This window comes from Caballeronia sp. LP006 (assembly GCF_031450995.1).
In the GTDB taxonomy this organism is placed as follows: domain Bacteria; phylum Pseudomonadota; class Gammaproteobacteria; order Burkholderiales; family Burkholderiaceae; genus Caballeronia.
Map to the genome: position 1 here is coordinate 243993 of NZ_JARTVW010000004.1, position 17831 is coordinate 261823.

The following is a 17831-nucleotide window of genomic DNA, read 5'->3' on the forward strand; positions in this document are numbered from 1 at the left end:
CATGTCGGCGGATGTGATCGTCGTCGGCGCGGGCATCGTCGGCGCGGCGTGCGCGGCGGAACTGGCTGCGCGCGGGCTTGTGGTCGATGTCGTGGATGCGCGGGGTATCGGCGGCGGCGCGACGGCGGCGGGCATGGGGCATATCGTCGTGATGAACGATTCCGCCGCCGAATTCGCGCTGACCCGCGCGTCGCGCGACTTGTGGCTGGCGCTCGCGCCGCACTTGCGCGAACGCGACGCCTTCGTGCGATGCGGCACCGTCTGGGCCGCCGAAGACGACGAGGAACTCGACGCGGCGCAAACCATGCACGATGCCTTCGCGGCAGGCGGCGTGCGCGCGCATTTGCTCGATGCGACCGGCTTGCGCGAGGCGGAGCCATCGCTGAGTCACGCGCTGCGAGGCGGCGTTCTCGTCGATGACGACGCCATCGTCTATGCGCCCGCAGCCGCGCAATGGCTGCTGACGTGCTCCGAAGGCGCCGCGCGCATTCGCGTCGTCACCGGCTGCGCGGTCGCTGGCGTCGCCGCGACCGACAGCGCCGCGAGCATCACGCTTCGCGGCGGCGAACGGCGTCACGCGGCGCATGTGGTCGTCGCCAACGGGATCGCGGCGGCGGAGTTGATCGATGGCGTGTCACTCGAAGCCAAGAAGGGGCATCTGCTGATCACGGATCGTTATCCGGGCACGATCAGGCATCAGGTGGCGGAACTCGGGTATATCAAGAGCGCGCATCACGCGCGCGGCGTGTCGGTGGCGTTCAACGCGCAGCCGCGGCCGACGGGACAGATTTTGATCGGCTCTTCGCGGCAGTTCGGCAATGTCGATCCGGCCATCGATGCCCGGGTGCTCGCGCTCATGCTCAGACGCGCGTCGCGGTTTTTGCCGGGCATCGGCGCGCTCAACGCGATTCGCGCGTGGACCGGTTTGCGCGCGGCGACGCCGGACGGCATGCCACTGATCGGCCCGGCGCGGTATGCGGGCGATCGGTTGTGGCTTGCGGCCGGGCATGAAGGGTTGGGCGTCACGACTTCGCTCGGCACGGCCGCGTTGCTGGCGGATCAGATTCTCGGCGCGATGCAAGCGCCTTACTCGGCTGCGTTTTCGCCGCAGCGGTTTGCGCGGGAGCCTGTCGATGGTTGAGAGCGCGCGCTTGCCGCTTGCGTGGCCGCTTTGGCTTCGCAAGCTCGCAAGCAGGAATGCCTCGACGATTGCTGCCGGGCGTGGCGCCATCGACGGCGAAGCGCCGGTTCCGCTCGCGCTCTTACAAGATCATCCAGATGGCTGAAACCGTCCGCATCTTCATCGACGGTGAAGCGCTCGACGTCGCCGCTTTCACCACCATCGCCGCCGCGCTCGCGATGCGCTCGATCGGAGGCACGCGCCGCTCTGTTTCGGGAGAGCCGCGCGCCGCGCTCTGCGGAATGGGCGTCTGCCAGGAGTGCCGCGTCGTCGTGGCGGGCCGCGCGCATGTGCTCGGCTGTCAGACGTTGTGTGACGAAGGCCTCGTCATCCAGACGATGGCGACGCCGCGATGACGCCCGAAATGTTCGATATCGCGATCGTCGGCGCGGGGCCGGCGGGGCTCGCGGCGGCGCAGGAAGCCGCGCGCGCGGGCGCGCGGGTCGCGCTCATCGACGATAACCCGCGTCCCGGCGGTCAGATCTGGCGGCAAGGTCCGCAGGCAGCGCTCGCCGATCCACTTCGTCACTGGCTCGCCGATACCGCCACGCGCCCGAATCTCACACGCTTGAGCGCAACCAAAGTGGCCGCCGTCTCCGGCGACAAGCGGCTCTTGCTGGAGCAGCAGACGGCATCGCTCGAAATCGCATGGTCGAAGCTGATTCTCGCGACCGGCGCGCGGGAGCGTCTGTTGCCGTTCGAGGGCTGGACGTTGCCCGGCGTCACGGGCGCGGGCGGCTTGCAGGCGCTCATCAAGAGCGGGATGCCGGTGCGCGGGCAGCGCGTCGTGGTGGCGGGAAGCGGTCCGCTACTGCTCGCCGCCGCCGATACCGCGCGCCGTCATGGCGCCGAAGTTCTCGCGGTCATCGAGCAGGCGCGTTTTGGGCGCATCGCGCGTTTTGTCGCGTCACTTGCGGTGACGCCCGCGAAGCTCGCGCAGGCCATGGCGCTTGGAACGGCGGGCTATCGGACGGGCGGTGTCCTCGTGAAGGCGCACGGGCGTGAGCGCGTCGAAGCTGTCACGATCCGCACTGGCAGTCGGGAGCGAATCATCGAAGCCGATCGCATTGCGTGCGGTTACGGGCTCGTGCCGAATACGACGCTCGCGCAGGCGCTAGGCTGCGCATTCGCCGATACCGCCGCCCTTTGCGTCGACGACACTCAGCGCACTTCGCTCGATGCGGTGTTCGCCGCCGGAGAATGCACGGGCATCGGCGGCATGGAGCTGGCGCGCGTCGAAGGATTGATTGCGGCGCGCGCGGCGCTGGGGCTCGCCATCGACATGCGTCTCGTGCGCGAACGCAGGCGCTGGCGTGCGTTTGCCGGGCGCGTCGAGCGCGCTTTCGAGCTGGGTGCCGCCGCACGCACGCCGCCATCCGCCGACACGCTCATATGCCGCTGCGAGGACGTGCGCTTTGGCGACGTCGCGGCGCATGCCAATTGGCGCGATGCGAAGCTGCAGACGCGCTGCGGTATGGGCGCGTGCCAGGGACGCATTTGCGGCGAGGCGGCGTCGGTGTATTTCGGCTGGGAACGCCCGATGACGCGTCCACCGTTCGCGCCAGTTCGCATCGATACATTGATGGCGGAACTCGACGAAGGCGCGGTGGATTGAGGTCTTGGCGGCCGATGAACCGCGTACTAGCGTGATGAAGCCGTGCCGCGATACGCTTGACGCCAACGCCAACGCCAACGCCAACGCCAACGCCAACGCCAACGCCAACGCCAACGCCAACTTCAAGAACCGACGCCCGCTCACGCATGAGCCGCCATGCGAGACAGACGCCACGCTCAATTTTGTCCCGATGCACGCGCTCCTATAATCACCCGCATCGCGCTCAAAGAAAGCCCACCGAAAACGCATGCCAACCTCGCCCGGCCTTCCCGACGAAGAACCCGCAGCCGATGCCTCGCCTGCATCGACGCTCGGCGCCATGCTCGCGCACTTCGCGCTGCTCGCGCCGGTGTTCGACGCGATGCCCGACATCGTGTTCTTCGTGAAAGATCGCCACGCGCGCTACGCGATGGTCAACCGCACCCTCGCGCGCCGCTGCGGCCACAAGGACGACAAGTCCGCGCTGCTCGGCCGAACCGCCGAGGACGTTTTTCCGAGCCGCTTCGGGCGCATCTATACGGCGCAGGATCAGGCGATCATCGCGCAGGGCACTCAGCTTATCGATCAACTCGAATTGCATCTGTATCCCGGCCGCGAGCCCGGCTGGTGCATGACCTGCAAACAGCCGCTGCACGATGCGACGGGCAAAATCGTGGGTCTCGCGGGTATTTCGCGCGATCTGCAAGCGGCCGAAGGCACGCATCCGGCCTATAGCCGGCTCGCGGCGGTCGTGCAGCACATCCAGGAAAATTTCGTGCAGCCGCTCAACATGCGGCAACTCGCGCAGATGGCGAACATGTCGATCGCGCAGCTCGAACGATATTTCCACAAGGTCTTTCACCTGACACCGCGCCAGGTATTGCTGAAGACGCGGCTCGATGCCGCCACCGCACTGCTCGTCTCGAACGACAACAAGGTGACGGACGTGGCAGCGTTATGCGGCTACACCGATCACAGCGCCTTTACGCGGCAGTTCAAGGCGACGGTCGGAATTACGCCGACGGAATATCGCGCGCTGTTGCAGACGTCGCAGGCGCCGCAGCCGTCTTCCACGCGCCCCGATTCCGCCGCGAACCTAAATGTCTGATGAGAAATCGGGGCATGGCTGCGGTTTTAATTACACGGTCGTGCGGCTTTACCGGCCGGTGCGCCACTAGAAAAACGCTGAAACCGCCGCCAGTCAAGGGTCTGCGGGCGAAGCCGCAGACCGGTCCGGTTCTTGCTCGATTTCGGTGCGCCGAGACCGGCATTACCCCCGTTGTCCCGGCGCGAGACATACTGCGCGGCATTCCGCACCGGTGCACGCGCAGCATAGAACACGGTGCGTTCGGAATTCCCGCCGCGTTTTCTTGTCAACGTATGCTTGGTGCGCGCAGTCGACGCAAGGTTGCCCAGGCAGTCAGGAGCGGCGAGCCGTGGAGACCGTGCGCGAGAATTCCGTTTTAGGCAGTCGAAAAGAACATCATGAACGAAGTAGCAAGACTGGGGCACACGCGGATCGTGCTGGTCGAAGACGATCCCGAAAGCAGGGCATCACTGCAAATTTTGCTGGAAGAAGAAGGCGCCGATGTGATCGCCGTAGCCGACGCCGAAGACGGCGCGGAAGCCGCGATCCGGAATCTTCCCGATGCGGTGATATGCGATCTCGACCTTCCCGGAATGGACGGTTTCTACCTCGTGCAACGTTTGCGCGACCACGAAATACGGGGCAATCTCCCGCCTTCCGTGGCCATCGCGCTGACGGGACACGACGGCGACGAATACCGATTACGAAGTATTGGCGAAGGATTCCAGCATTTCATGACGAAGCCCGCGCATCCCGATGAACTGGTGGCGCTGATTCAAGACGCGCTGTCGGCACGTGTGGTGACTTGAATTCGCGTTTGTCTTGCGCGAGCGGCGTCGGCTGCAAGCGCAAGACAGCGGGAAAAGGCAGGCGATAAGCGGCTACGAGCGGTCGCGATTGCGGGCGCGCGTTGCGCCGGTAATGACGGCGATGCCGAGCAGGATGACGGCTACGATGGCGATCGTATGTTGCGACACGTGCATGGCAACGAGCCCCCACGCTACGCCGCCGATGAAAATCAGCCAGCCCACCAGATAAATGATCAGCGTCACGGTTTCTCCTGTTGTCCTGTGTGCGTGTGAAAGAGATGCGCCCTCGGGCGCGCGGACATCATCCTTCGACGTATGCTCGCGTGGTGTCGGCTTGCAAGTCGCATACCAACGCTCACGATAACAATACGAGGCAACAGCGTGCTCACCGTCCATCACCTCAATAATTCCCGCTCGCAACGCGTCCTCTGGATGCTCGAAGAACTCGGCGTCCCGTATGAGCTGAAGCGTTACGAGCGCGATCGCAACACCATGCTCGCGCCGCCCGAATTACGCGCCGTGCATCCGCTCGGCAAGTCGCCGGTCATCACGGATGGCGCGCAGACCATTGCGGAATCGGGCGCCATTCTCGAGTATCTCGTCGATCGCTACGGCGAAGGGCGTTTCTCGCCGCCGCATGGCGCATCGCCGGAACGCGTGCGCTTCAACTACTGGATGCATTACGCCGAAGGCTCGGCCATGCCGCCGTTGCTGCTCAAACTCGTGGCCTTGCGCATCGGCAGCGCGAAGATGCCGTTCTTCGTGAAGCCGATCGGCCGCCGGATCGCGCAGACCATGCAGACCAGTTTCATCGATCCGCAATTGAAGCTGCACTTCGGTTATATCGAAAGCGAACTCGCGAAGTCCGAATGGTTCGCGGGCGACACCTTCAGCGCCGCCGACGTGCAAATGAGCTTTCCGCTCGAAGCCGGCAGTCAGCGCGCGGGCGCGAAGAGCCTGCCGCATGTGCGCGCGTTTCTCGAACGCATTCACGCGCGGCCTGCCTATCAGCGTGCGCTCGAGCGCGGCGGCCGTTACGATCTCGCGGGATAGCGTCGGATAGCGCCCGACGCTTCGGCGCGCGCCGTTGCGTACAATGAAGCGCGACTTCATCGCAGATGCAACCAAGCTCCAAGGCAAGCATGGCTCGAATCGTTCCCGACGACTGGAAGAACCTGGAAGCAACCGGCGCAGCGGCCCGCGAGCTCGAAACGCTCGCGCTGCTGGAAAAGCTGCCCGAGGACTATACGGTGTATCACGGCGTGCACTGGACGCGCGTCAACGAAGGCTTCTCCGTCTTCGGCGAAGCGGATTTCGTGGTGGTCGCGCCATCGGGCCGCGTGCTGATGATCGAGCAGAAAGCCGGTTTCCTGCGCGAGACCAGCGCGGGGCTCGTGAAGGTCTACTTGCAGAAGGAACGCAACGTCGCCATTCAACTTGCGCGCACGCTGGAAAATCTGCATCGGCGCTTTACGGCGGCGTTCGGCGCGGGAACGTATCGCATCGAGGAACTGCTGTATTGCCCCGACTACACGGTGAAGGACGCGGCCATCGCCGGCGTGCCGCCCGGACGTATCGTCGATGCAAGCCGCAAGGCGCAACTGCCGAAAGTCGTGCTGGAGATTCTGCCGCCCGACGAGCCGCGCTTCGAGTCGGCCGCGCGCATCCATCACTTTCTCGCCGATGAACTCTCGCTCACGCCCGATACCAACGCGCTCGTCGGCGCAGCCAACACGCTCGTCACGCGCCTTTCAGGCGGTTTGGCGACATGGGCGCGCCGGCTGGAGTTTTCGCCGTTTCGCTTGCGCGTGATCGCAACCGCCGGCGCGGGCAAGACGCAACTCGCCGTGCGCGTCATGCGCGACTCGCTCGCGGCGGGCAAGAGCGTGCTGTACGTATGCTTCAACCGGCCGCTCGCGGATCATATCCGCGCGATTGCGCCGAAAGAGGCGAGGATCGCGAATTATCATCAGCTGAGCGCCTCGGTGGCGCGCGATGCCGGCAGTCCGCCCGACTTCTCCCAGCCCGATGTCTTCGCGACGCTCGAAGAACGCTTCGCCGCCGTGCCCGTGCCCGAGCACTGGAAGACGGATGTGTTGATCGTTGACGAAGGACAGGATTTTCAGCCGGGCTGGGTCGAACCGCTGAAACGGTTGCTGAATCCGGACGGCGCGTGGTGGTGGCTCGAAGATCCGATGCAGAACCTGTATCTGCGCGAGCCCGTGCCGCTGCCCGGCTGGACCATTCTGCGCGAGACGACCAATTACCGCAGTCCGCGCGATCTTCTGGGCTTCATCCGCAAGATCGTCGGTCCGGGCGCGCGACTGGATGCGGGCAGTCCGTTCGATGGCTCGGACGTGACTATCGCCACCTACGAGAACGGCCATTCCGACGAAGTGATCGAGGCGACCAAGCGCGCCATCACGCAGGCGCTCTCACTCGGCTTTCGCAAGCAGGACATCGCGGTTCTGTCGTTTCGCGGGCGCGAGGGTTCGGCGCTCACGCCCGTCGATCATCTCGGGCCGCATCGGTTGCGCGCGTTCACCGGCACGTACGATCTGTTCGGCAATCCGGAGTATCGCGATGGCGACGTGCTGCTCGAATCGATCTATCGCTTCAAGGGACAATCCGCGCCGTGCGTGATCCTCACCGAAGTCGACTTCGACGTGCTCGATGAACAAGCCGCGCGCAAAGTCTTCGTCGGCGCGACGCGCGCGACCATGAAGCTGATCGTGGTCGCGTCGGAGCGGGCGGCAGCCGCCATCGAAACGCTGCCATAAAGCAATGTCCGTCATAGCCGCCAAACCTGCCGCGCCCGGCATGCCCGGAAGGCCGTGGTTTCGCCGTTTCTGGTACGCGGCGCTGATCGTGCTCGCGGTGGCACCGCCTATCGGCGCGGTCGGCTACATGCTGTATTCGGGGCTGTTGGCGCGCGATTCGCATCGCTTCGCGCTGCCTTACGACGGTCTCTATTGGGACGCGGCGCAATTTCAGATCGACTACGAGCGTTTCGAGAGCCAGGTGCTGCTGTTCCGTGGCGGAATCGATGAAGACGCCGATGCCGTGCGCGCAAGCTACCGGCAGCTACGCGCGCGGCTGAAGCAGGTCGCGGAATCGAACGATCTGCTCGCCGGACACGACACGCTGCGCAATCGTCAGCAGGAAATTCTCCGGCAGATCGACACCGCGCTCGGCTCCGTCGAAACCGATGTAGAGGCATTGCGCGCCGACCATCAACGCACGCTGCGCACCATCGGCGTGTTGCGGCAGAACGCACCCGCCGTCGCGGAACTCGCGAGCGGCCGGCGTCTGATGGAAATCGTCGGGCGCGATTCCGTGGTGCGCGACTTCGAAAAGAAGCGCACGTATCTGATCTACGGTGGCATTCTGCTTGGGCTTTTATCGGCGGCGGCCACGGCGCTATTGCTGTTCAACGGCTACCGGCGCACGCGTCTCATCGAGCAGCAACGCGCCGCGCTCAGCGCCGAGCATCAGGCGACCCGCGCCGCGCGCGAGGCGGGCGTCGCGAAAGACACGTTCCTCGGCATGATCAGCCACGAACTGCGCACGCCGCTGCACGCCATCGTCTCGTCGGTCGAGCTTCTCGGGCTGAATCTGCGCGCCGAGGCGGATCGCAAGATCATTCAGCGGCTCGAAGCAGGCGCGCGCCATCTCGAAGCGCAGATGCGCGATCTCACCGACTACGCGCGTCTCGGCGCGGGCAAGCTCGAACTGCGCATGGCCGTGTTCGATCCCGCCGAACTGCTCGATTCGATCGTCGATGCCAACACGCCCGCGGCCAACGCGAAAGGTCTTGCGTTACGCGGCGGATTCGAAGGCGCGCGCGGGCCGCTCGAATCGGACCCGCATCGCGTGCGGCAGATCGTGACCAACCTCGTGACCAATGCCGTCAAATACACGGAGGCAGGTTCCATCGACGTGCATTTCGTGCGCGCCGACAAGCGCCTCGACATCTCCGTGGTGGATACCGGCCCCGGCATCTCGCGCGAACAATTGCCGCTCATCTTTCAGGAGTTCACGCAACTGGATTCATCCAGCACGCGGCGCTTCGACGGCGCGGGCATGGGCCTCGCGGTCGTGCGCGGCCTGGTGAATTTGCTGGGCGGGACGATCGAGGTATCGAGCGAAGTCGGGCAGGGCGCGGCGTTTCGCGTAAGTCTGCCGGCGGTATCGGTGGACTACTTGCCGGAGCCGCGCGATGAAGCGATGGAAACGCCCGCCAGCGGCAGATCGCGCGTCCTCGTGATCGACGACCACGAAGCGATCCGCGATTCATTGACGGAAATGCTCACGCACCTGGGTTATTGGACAGTCGCAATGCCCGATGTGGACAGCGCGCTCGCATGGCTGCGCGCCAACGACGCCGATGTGATCCTCGCCGACCTGCACATGCCGGGCAAGGACGGCTACTCGTTCGCCAACGAATACCGCGCGCGCCTTTCGCCGGGCGCGAGCGTGCCGATCATCGCGGTGAGCGCCTACGCGCCGGAACTCGTCGACCCGCGCGCGGCGATTCTCTTCTTCGATTATTTGCTGAAGCCCGTGCGCTATGACGTGCTGAAAGGCGCCGTGCACCGCGCCGTGACGGTGCGGCGGCGCGCGGCGTGAGCGGACTCAACTACGCAAAAGCCGCTTGGAAAGATCCGCGACGAGAATGCCGAGCCGCGCCGGTTTTTCGAAACACGTCACGTTGTAGTCGCGAATCACCTGGCTGATTTCGGACTCGCTCGCCTTGCCGGTGGTTAATTCGCCTGTCAGCACGAAGATGGGCGCATCCGGATTGTCCGACTCCCGCACGTCGCGGATGGCGCCGGCTGACGTGTGTACGCCGAACAGCCAGTCGATCACCACGGCATCGAACACCTGCACTTGCAGCGCTTCGTGGAACGCGTCGAGCCCGTAGTAAGCCATCGCCGTGAAGCCGCTGAATTCCAGATAGTCGTGCAGATTGTCGGCGGAAGCGTGATCGTCGTCGACCACGGCGATGATCGGCTTCTCGATATCCGCGCGGCGCGGCAGGATCTCGATCTTGTGGACGTCGAACGCTTCGTGAAGCAGCACGCCTTCGTGACGCGAGACGATCCAGCGGTTATTCAGCTTCTGCGCGATGAAGTCGGGCCGGCTGCCCGCGTCCAGCGCATTTCCGACCCATGTCATGCAGGGAATTTCCAGCGAGCCGATCTTGAGCACCGCGTCGTGCGCCGTGCCTTCACTCTCGTCGGCGCGCGTGTCGATGGGTTCGAAGAGCTTGAGCGCGGCTTCGTCGAACGCGTCCGCGACCTTGCGAATTTGCGCGAGCGTCCACGGGCTGTTACCGCGCAGTTTGCGGTGCCCTTGCGAAAAACTCAGGTCGAGGATGCGGCACAGTTCCGCGGTTTGCTGCCGCTTGCCAATACCGTGGCGGGCCATGAGCTCACGCACGCGCTCAGCGACGGCGAGCGATTCCGATGAAGACGTTTCAGTGACCATACAGCCAAATGCGTAGAGGGGTGTCGACAAGGAAGCGGTTCGCGCGAGGCAAGACGCCTGAGTGCCACATTGTAAAGGGCGCGGCTAAGCGAACTCAAAACGGACCGGCGGACGATCGACAATGAGCTTGCATTTTACTTTCGTGCGATTGCTGCCGTCGTTCGTTGGCGCTCATTGAAGATCGTGGTTTACGAGGCGTGCGTAAGTGTTGCCGATCGACCCGCCAGGGGCGTCGGATCGGCGTCGCGAGCCGCGACGCTCGATTGCGCAACCGGCATCGGTTGCGCCGGTTTCAGGCAAATGCGGACGCGGTTTGGCGCGCGGATTTTTGCACGACGGGCATTTCATCGAGCAGCGTGGAAAGCTGGCTTTCGGCGTCGCGTCCACTGAATTCGCGCAAGGTGGCAAGCAGCGTGCGCCACGGCGCGGGCCAGCGCGTCTCGCGGACGCAGTGTCCGGTTGCATCTGTGATGCGCAGTAGCGTGGTGTCGGGGAAGTACGTGAGCGTGACGGGCATTCCGTCGAGTACGCAAGTGGCAGTGCAGGCTTTCGGTGTGAACATGCTTTCTTATGTGAGTAATGTTCGGGCGCGGCCCGATTTATCGTCTGGTCAATGCGACCGTGAGAGCCACAGCAACGCGCGTTCCCGACGATGGCTGCGAACGCTACTTGAGCATTCGGAATCGGCTCCGTCTTAAAAAGTCGCTTCGATATTTAAACGACGTTTTGCGAAGTTGGGGATAAGTTGACCGAGATTATCGCTTTATACTGCGACGTAGCCAGTTTAAGGAGGTTCTCGTGTTCGTCGCTATTCTTCTTTTTAGCCCAATCGGCATCGCCGCTTTATTTGCCTTTGCCATGTTCGCCGACCGCGCCTTTCACGACCAGCACTTGGAAAGGTCTGGGACTGCGGTCCACCCCGAGACACCTCGGCGCATGTTCAAACTTCGCTTACGCGACGCAAAACCCGCTCGCCGATAAGCCAGCCGATCCGCTTTCGCTATCGAACGATTGCCCTTTCGAATTGTTGCGCTATTGCCGTGGGACTATAGTGCGTCTCACGGCATTCATTTCTTGCATGAATGACGCAACAACAAGGAGACGAAAGGATGAACCGGATCGATCTGGCGGGCCGCACGGTGGTTGTCACAGGCGGCGCGCGCGGCATTGGCCTCGCGGTGGCGGAACGGGCGCTCGAATCGGGCGCGGATGTCGTGCTGTGGGACGTCGACGGCGAACGGCTGCAACGCACGACTGCGGAACTCTCCGCCAAGCATGAAGACCGCAAGGTGAGCGACGCAGTCGTCGAACTCACCGATGAAGCCTCTATCGAGGCGGCCGTCCAGAAAGCGCTCGCCGCACACGGCCATATCGATGTCCTCGTGAACAACGCAGGCATCACCGGCGGCAACGGCACGACCTGGGAACTCGCTCCCGATGTCTGGCGCCGCGTCGTCGATGTCAATCTGATCGGGCCGTATCTCACTTGCCGCGCCGTCGTTCCGCACATGCTGAAGGCGGGTTACGGGCGCATCGTCAACGTGTCGTCCATCGCGGGCAAGGAAGGCAACCCGAACGCCTCGCACTACAGCGCGTCGAAGGCCGGGCTGATCGGGCTCACCAAGTCGCTCGGCAAGGAACTCGCGGGCAAGGGCATTCTCGTCAACGCGGTCACGCCGGCCGCCGCCAAAACCGAAATCTTCGATTCGATGTCGCAGCAGCACATCGACTACATGCTGTCCAAAATTCCGATGAACCGCTTTCTTCAGCCGCAGGAAGCCGCGTCGCTGATTCTCTGGCTCTCGTCGGAAGACTGCGCGTTCAGCACGGGCTCGGTGTTCGATCTGTCGGGCGGACGCGCGACTTATTGATATCGCCGTGATTGCTCGATCGCCATCATAAAAAAGCAAGGCGACCTGGAGAGAGACATGAATGACTCCGTTAGCGCGGAAGGCGCCGTCACGTCCCGCGTGATGCGCCGGCTGCTGCCGTTTCTGCTGCTCATGTATGTGCTCGCGTTTCTGGACCGCGCGAACATCGGTTTCGCGCAGAAGGCGCTGCAGCAGGACACCGGCCTCACCAATGCCGCGTTCGCGTTCGGCGCGGGCGTGTTCTTCGTCGGCTACGCAATCTTCGAGGTGCCGAGCAATCTGCTCTTGCATCGCGTGGGCGCGAAGCTGTGGATGTGCCGCATCATGGTGACGTGGGGTCTTGTTTCGGCGGCGATGTCCTTCGCGCACAACGCCACGACCTTCTACACGTTGCGCTTTCTGCTCGGCGTGGCGGAAGCCGGATTCTTTCCCGGCATCGTCTATTACTTGACGCGCTGGTTCCCGCAAAGCGCTCGGGCGCGTGCGCTCGGCGTGTTTTACTTCGGCGCGCCGCTCGCGTTCATCTTCGGTGCGCCTTTGTCCGGATTGCTGCTGGACTTGCACGGCGCGCTCGGCTTTTCGGGCTGGCAATGGCTCTTTCTGGTCGAAGGCTTGCTCGCGTCGATCGTCGGTGTCTGGGCGTTCTGGTATCTCGACGACGACCCCGCCCGCGCACGCTGGCTCACTCAGGATCAACGCGCGCTGCTCGTCGCGCGTCTCGATGACGACGCCCGCAACGCGTCATCGCACGGACCGCGTGGCGTGCTGGCGGCGCTCATCGATCCGCGCGTGCTGGTCTTGTGCTGCGCGTATTTCCTGATCCAGGCAGCCGTCTATGGCGTGGTGTTCTATCTGCCGCAACAAGTGTCCGCGCTGCTCGGAACCAAGGTCGGCTTTCGTGTCGGACTCGTGACCGCGTTGCCGTGGGTGGCGGCCGTCATCGTCACGTGGATCGTGCCGCGTTATGCGGATCGCACCGGCAAGCATCGCGTGTGCGCTATCGCGTTGCTCGTGATGTCGGGCGTCGCGATCGTCGTGTCGGGCATCGCGGGAACGCCGGTGGTATCGCTTTTCGCGCTGTGTTGCGCCGCGAGCGGATTCATCGCCGCCCAGCCGCTCTTCTGGACGTTCCCGACGCGTTATCTCACTGGCGCGGCCGCGGCGGCCGGCATCGCGCTCATCAACTCGTTGGGCGGCCTCGGCGGATTCTTTGCACCGATGGCCCGCACCGCCGCGGAAGCCGCATTCCATTCGACCAGCGCCGGACTCATGGTGCTCGGCGCGGCGAGCGTCCTGGCCGCGCTCGTGATCGTCGCCTTCGTGCGCGTGCCGCAGCGCGACGCCTCGCGCGATGCCCGCGCCAAACCCGCCAGCGCATCCTGAACAACAACGCCTTCAAACGGAGACAGACACTCATGTCCATGCCCACCATTCGCCAAGTGCGCGCTTTCACCGTTCGCGGCGGCGGCGCCGATTATCACGATCAGGGCGCTAACCACTGGATCGACGATCACATCTCGACGCCGATGGCGCGTTATCCCGAGTATCGCCAGAGCCGTCAGTCGTTCGGACTGAACGTGCTCGGCTCGCTCGTCGTGGAGATCGAGGCAAGCGATGGCACGGTCGGCTTCGCGGTGACGACGGGCGGCGAGATCGGCGCATTCATCGTCGAGAAGCATCTGGCGCGCTTCCTCGAAGGGCAGCGCGTGACGGACATCGAAAAGATGTGGGATCAGATGTATTTCGCGACGCTGTACTACGGGCGCAAGGGCATCGTGCTCAACGCGATATCGGGTGTCGATCTGGCGTTGTGGGATCTGCTCGCGAAGGTGCGCCAGGAACCCGTGTTCCAGTTGCTCGGCGGACCGGTGCGGGATGAACTCCAGTTCTATGCAACCGGCGCGCGGCCGGATCTCGCCAAGGAGATGGGATTTATCGGCGGCAAGATGCCTTTGCAGCATGGACCGGCCGAAGGCGAGGAAGGGCTCGCGAAGAACATCGCCAAACTGGCCGACATGCGCTCGAAAGTCGGTGACGACTTCTGGCTCATGTTCGACTGCTGGATGAGCCTCGACCTCAACTACGCGAAGCGCCTCGCGAACGCGGCGCGCGAGTATGGCCTGAAATGGATCGAAGAGGCGCTGCCGCCCGACGATTACTGGGGCTATGCCGAACTGCGCCGCGCGGTGCCAGGCGGCATGATGGTGACGACGGGCGAACACGAAGCCACGCGCTGGGGTTTTCGCATGCTCTTCGAGATGGGCTGCGCGGACCTCGTGCAGCCGGATGTCGGCTGGTGCGGCGGCATCACGGAACTCATCAAGATATCGGCGCTCGCGGATGCGCATAACGTGCTCGTGGTGCCGCACGGTTCGTCGGTGTATAGCTATCACTTCGTGGTGACGCGTCACAACTCGCCGTTCGCCGAGTTCCTCATGATGGCCGAGAAAGCCGATCAGGTCGTGCCGATGTTCACGCCCTTGCTGCTCGACGAACCCGTTCCGGTGAACGGCCGCATGAAGGTGCCGGAGACGCCGGGCTTCGGCGTGCGGCTGAATCCCGAATGCGCGTTGACGCGTCCGTACACTCATTGAAGGAAACGTTCATGCTGTTGAAAGACAAAGTGGTGATCGTGACGGGCGGCTCGCGCGGCATCGGCCGGGCGATCGCGCTGGCGAGCGCGCGCGAAGGCGCGAACGTTGCGATCAACTATTGGGGCGACAACGACAAGTCGTACGGCAAGGGCTACGCGGTCGAGTCGATCCTGCGCGAGATCGAGGCGCTCGGCCGTCGCGCGATTGCGGTCGAAGGCAATGTCGCCGAACACGAGACCGGCCGCGAACTCGTGCGCCGAACGGTGGACGCCTTCGGGCGCGTCGACGTGCTGTCGAGCAACGCGGGCATCTGTCCGTTCCATGCGTTTCTCGACATGCCGCCATCGGTCTATGAAACCACGGTCGCGGTGAACCTGAACGGCGCGTTCTACGTGACGCAGGCCGCGGCGAATCAGATGAAGGATCAAGGCACGGGCGGCGCGATCATCGCGACGAGTTCGATCAGCGCGCTCGTCGGCGGCGGCATGCAGACGCATTACACGCCGACCAAGGCGGGTGTGCATTCGCTGATGCAATCGTGCGCCATCGCGCTCGGCCCTTACGGCATCCGCTGCAATTCGGTGATGCCGGGCACCATCGCCACCGACCTCAACGCCGAAGACTTGTCCGATACGGAAAAGCGCGCCTATATGGAAAAGCGCATTCCGCTTGGAAGACTCGGTGAACCGGACGATGTGGCGCAGTGCGTCGTGTTTCTGGCATCGGATCGCGCGCGTTACGTGACGGGCGCGTCGCTGCTCGTGGATGGCGGTCTCTTCGTCAACCTGCAGTGACCGCGAGCGACGACGCCGAATACTTGCGCAACAGCGCGATGAAGTATTCGGCGGGTTCGGAGAGCGTCTCGAACTTGCGGCGCAGCAAGCCGAAGCCCGACAGACTCTTGCCGATTTCAATGGGCAGTTCCACCAGCAATTGCGCGCGCAGATAATCTCGCACGACGGATTCCGGCAGCATTGCGACGGCGTCGCTGTTTTGCAGCAGTTGCAGCGTCGCGAAGATGGACGCGCATTCCACGATATCGGCAGGCGTGGTGAGCCCGGCACGCGCGAGTTCATCCTCGAAGAGATGACGCGCGGGACTCGTGATCGGCTGGAGGATCCACGGCCAGCCGACGAGTGTATCGAGCGCGAGCGTCGTCTTCGAAACGAGTGGATGTCTGGCGCGCACGACGAGCCGCATGGCTTCGCGCGCAAGCGGTTCGAAATCGAAGTCGTTGTGCTGCAAAGGCGTGGTGAGACGGCCGAGCGCGAGATCGACTTCGCGGCGATGCAGCAGTTGCACGACCTGGTCGCTGGTTTCGCCGAGGATGCGCACGTTGAGCAGCGGCCGCTCCGACTTGAGTTCGGTGACGGCCATGGCGAGCACGTCGGGCGCGGCGCCCATGATCGCGCCGACCGTGAGTTGGCCATGTCCGCCACGGCGTTTGTTGTCGAGGTCGTCGGCGAAGCGGGTGAGGTCGGCAAGCGAGCGGCGCGCGTAGGCGAGCGCGGACATGCCGAGCGGCGTTGGCTGCATGCCGCGCGCGTTGCGCTCGAAGAGCAGGAAGCCGAACGCTTCCTCGATATCGGCCAGCATGCGGCTCGCGCTCGGCTGCGCGACGTTGATGGCGTCGGCGGCCTGGTGCAGATTGCGCGCGTCGTCGAGCGCGACGAGCAGCGCCAGATGCTTGAATTTCAGGCGATTGATGAGCGCCACCTGTGAGACGTTCTGATTCATTGTCGGTCCGCGGTGATGCAACGCAGTAGCTTCAAACCGATACGCATTTGCGATCGGCCAATCCTTCTTTCGGATTGTCGTGTTATCGGTCGGCGAATTATAGTCGCAGCACAACGAGCCGCGAACATTCGGGCTCACTAAACAAAATCAGGCGGTCTGCCATGGAGACAATGGCATTTCGCATGACCCTGAAGCCGGGCATGCGCGAGGAATACGAGAAGCGCCATCGCGAGATATGGCCCGAACTGGCCGATGCGCTCGTTGCAGCGGGCATCCGCGACTACTGGATTTTTCTCGACGAAGCGACCGGACATCTGTTCGCGACCTACAAACGCACCGGCACGCATTCGACCGACGCGTTGCCGCACTTGCCCATCATGCGCAAATGGTGGGACTACATGGCCGAGCTGATGGAAACGCATGCGGACAACGCGCCTGTTGCCGTGCCGCTTGCGCCCGTCTTTCATCTTCCGTAATCGCGCATTTCCAAGCTCGTGAGGAACACCATCATGCAGGTCGTCGATCCGCATATCCACTTGTGGGATTTGTCCACGCATCACTATCCGTGGCTGGCGAATCCGCAGACATCGTTTGTCGGCGACGCGCGCGATTTGAAGCATGACTATCTGCTCGCCGATCTGTTGCGCGATGCCGGCGACATCGAAGTGCTGAAGATCGTGCACGTCGATGCGAACCACGATCCCGCCGATCCTGTCGAGGAAACGCGCTGGCTGCAAGGACTCGCCGACGACACAGGCCGCGGCATGCCGAACGGCATCGTGGCGGGCGCGGATTTATCGGCCGACGATGCGCCCGCCGTGCTCGAAGCGCACGCGGCCTTCGCCAACACGCGCGGCATCCGGCAGATTCTCAACGTGCATGAAAATCCGTTGTATGACTACGTCGGGCGGTACTTCATGCACGAGCCTCGGTGGCGCCGGAACTTCGCGTTGCTCGAGCGCTTCGGCATGTCGTTCGACTTGCAGCTTTATCCGTCGCAGATGAACGATGCCGCGCAACTCGCGCGCGAACATGCAAACACGCAGTTCATCGTCAATCATGCGGGGATGTTCGTGGACCGGTCTTCGGTCGAAGGATATCGCGCGTGGCGCGACGGCATGCGTGCGCTCGCGGCTTGTCCGAACGTCGCGGTGAAGCTGAGCGGCTTCGCCATGCTCGATCACGAATGGACAGTGGAGAGCTTCCGGCCGTATGTGCTCGAAACCATCGATACCTTCGGCGTCGGCCGCGCGATGTTCGCATCGAACTTCCCGGTCGACAGGCTTTTCGGTACTTACAAACAGCTGTGGAACGCCTACGCGCAGATCGTGAGCGACGCGAGCGACAGCGAAAAGCAAGCACTATTCGTGCGTAATGCGGAGCGGATTTACCGCATTTGATAGCAACGTTCGACGACCGGAACTGGCGTCGGACTTGATCGAAGGCGTCGCGTGAAACTCGCGTAAGCG

General features: G+C 63.7%; 19 protein-coding genes. 15 read left to right on the forward strand and 4 right to left on the reverse strand.

From position 1 onward, the window contains the following. Position 1 precedes the first annotated feature (1 nt). The 6 genes from P9250_RS11230 to P9250_RS11255 all read left to right on the forward strand — a co-directional run bounded on the left by P9250_RS11230 (position 2) and on the right by P9250_RS11255 (position 4670). Positions 2–1141, forward strand: coding sequence for an FAD-dependent oxidoreductase (locus P9250_RS11230; protein WP_310394129.1), 1140 nt, complete (start codon positions 2–4; stop codon positions 1139–1141). Between the two features lie 137 nt (positions 1142–1278). Beyond that, a complete protein-coding gene (locus tag P9250_RS11235) occupies positions 1279–1536 on the forward strand; it encodes a (2Fe-2S)-binding protein (protein ID WP_250467446.1) in 258 nt (85 codons plus the stop codon). Further along, positions 1533–2795 (forward strand): FAD/NAD(P)-binding oxidoreductase, encoded by a 1263-nt coding sequence (locus P9250_RS11240; protein ID WP_310393029.1) that lies wholly within the window; start codon positions 1533–1535, stop codon positions 2793–2795. The genes P9250_RS11235 and P9250_RS11240 overlap by 4 nt, the downstream gene beginning before the upstream one ends. A 31-nt stretch (positions 2796–2826) precedes the next feature. Continuing rightward, positions 2827–3003: a hypothetical protein gene (locus P9250_RS11245; RefSeq protein ID WP_310393031.1), complete on the forward strand. Its 177-nt coding sequence runs from the start codon at positions 2827–2829 to the stop codon at positions 3001–3003. 39 nt (positions 3004–3042) lie between these two features. Beyond that, positions 3043–3882: an AraC family transcriptional regulator gene (locus tag P9250_RS11250; RefSeq protein WP_310393033.1), complete on the forward strand. Its 840-nt coding sequence runs from the start codon at positions 3043–3045 to the stop codon at positions 3880–3882. Between the two features lie 377 nt (positions 3883–4259). Beyond that, positions 4260–4670, forward strand: a complete 411-nt coding sequence (locus P9250_RS11255; protein ID WP_244828431.1) for a response regulator — start codon at positions 4260–4262, stop codon at positions 4668–4670. A 72-nt stretch (positions 4671–4742) separates the two neighbouring features. Here P9250_RS11255 and P9250_RS11260 read toward each other — a convergent pair whose 3' ends face one another. Beyond that, complete coding sequence (locus tag P9250_RS11260) at positions 4743–4913, reverse strand: hypothetical protein (RefSeq protein ID WP_244828429.1); 171 nt, start codon at positions 4911–4913, stop codon at positions 4743–4745. Between the two features lie 138 nt (positions 4914–5051). Here P9250_RS11260 and P9250_RS11265 point away from each other — a divergent pair, with 138 nt between their 5' ends. The 3 genes from P9250_RS11265 (at position 5052) to P9250_RS11275 (ending at position 9299) form a co-directional block, all read left to right on the forward strand. Further along, positions 5052–5723, forward strand: a complete 672-nt coding sequence (locus tag P9250_RS11265) for a glutathione S-transferase (RefSeq protein ID WP_250466759.1) — start codon at positions 5052–5054, stop codon at positions 5721–5723. Positions 5724–5812: 89 nt separating this feature from the next. After that, positions 5813–7450, forward strand: a complete 1638-nt coding sequence (locus tag P9250_RS11270) for an ATP-dependent helicase (RefSeq protein WP_310393035.1) — start codon at positions 5813–5815, stop codon at positions 7448–7450. Between the two features lie 4 nt (positions 7451–7454). Then, positions 7455–9299, forward strand: coding sequence for an ATP-binding protein (locus P9250_RS11275; protein WP_250509940.1), 1845 nt, complete (start codon positions 7455–7457; stop codon positions 9297–9299). Positions 9300–9305: 6 nt separating this feature from the next. Here the strand turns inward: P9250_RS11275 and P9250_RS11280 are convergent, their stop codons facing one another. Beyond that, on the reverse strand, positions 9306–10160 hold the full coding sequence (locus P9250_RS11280) for a helix-turn-helix domain-containing protein (RefSeq protein ID WP_244828425.1): 855 nt from the start codon (positions 10158–10160) through the stop codon (positions 9306–9308). A 292-nt stretch (positions 10161–10452) separates the two neighbouring features. Further along, positions 10453–10722, reverse strand: coding sequence for a hypothetical protein (locus P9250_RS11285; RefSeq protein ID WP_310393039.1), 270 nt, complete (start codon positions 10720–10722; stop codon positions 10453–10455). Between the two features lie 547 nt (positions 10723–11269). Here P9250_RS11285 and P9250_RS11290 point away from each other — a divergent pair. From P9250_RS11290 to P9250_RS11305, 4 genes are read left to right on the forward strand one after another with little or no spacing between them, the layout of a single operon-like run. Beyond that, a complete protein-coding gene (locus P9250_RS11290; RefSeq protein WP_244828423.1) occupies positions 11270–12031 on the forward strand; it encodes an SDR family NAD(P)-dependent oxidoreductase in 762 nt (253 codons plus the stop codon). A gap of 57 nt (positions 12032–12088) precedes the next feature. After that, positions 12089–13414 (forward strand): MFS transporter, encoded by a 1326-nt coding sequence (locus P9250_RS11295; protein ID WP_250493259.1) that lies wholly within the window; start codon positions 12089–12091, stop codon positions 13412–13414. A gap of 32 nt (positions 13415–13446) precedes the next feature. After that, positions 13447–14625, forward strand: a complete 1179-nt coding sequence (rhmD, locus tag P9250_RS11300; protein WP_244828420.1) for an L-rhamnonate dehydratase — start codon at positions 13447–13449, stop codon at positions 14623–14625. Positions 14626–14636: 11 nt separating this feature from the next. Then, positions 14637–15419 (forward strand): SDR family NAD(P)-dependent oxidoreductase, encoded by a 783-nt coding sequence (locus P9250_RS11305; RefSeq protein ID WP_244828419.1) that lies wholly within the window; start codon positions 14637–14639, stop codon positions 15417–15419. Here the strand turns inward: P9250_RS11305 and P9250_RS11310 are convergent. Beyond that, positions 15406–16362, reverse strand: coding sequence for a LysR family transcriptional regulator (locus P9250_RS11310; RefSeq protein WP_310393041.1), 957 nt, complete (start codon positions 16360–16362; stop codon positions 15406–15408). The two genes, P9250_RS11305 and P9250_RS11310, sit on opposite strands and share 14 nt — an antisense overlap. Positions 16363–16523: 161 nt before the next feature. Between P9250_RS11310 and P9250_RS11315 the strand changes: the two genes are divergently transcribed. Together P9250_RS11315 and P9250_RS11320 are read left to right on the forward strand one after the other, a co-directional pair. After that, on the forward strand, positions 16524–16838 hold the full coding sequence (locus P9250_RS11315; protein ID WP_250466771.1) for an L-rhamnose mutarotase: 315 nt from the start codon (positions 16524–16526) through the stop codon (positions 16836–16838). 33 nt (positions 16839–16871) lie between these two features. Continuing rightward, positions 16872–17762, forward strand: coding sequence for an amidohydrolase family protein (locus tag P9250_RS11320; protein ID WP_310393043.1), 891 nt, complete (start codon positions 16872–16874; stop codon positions 17760–17762). Positions 17763–17831: the final 69 nt, after the last annotated feature.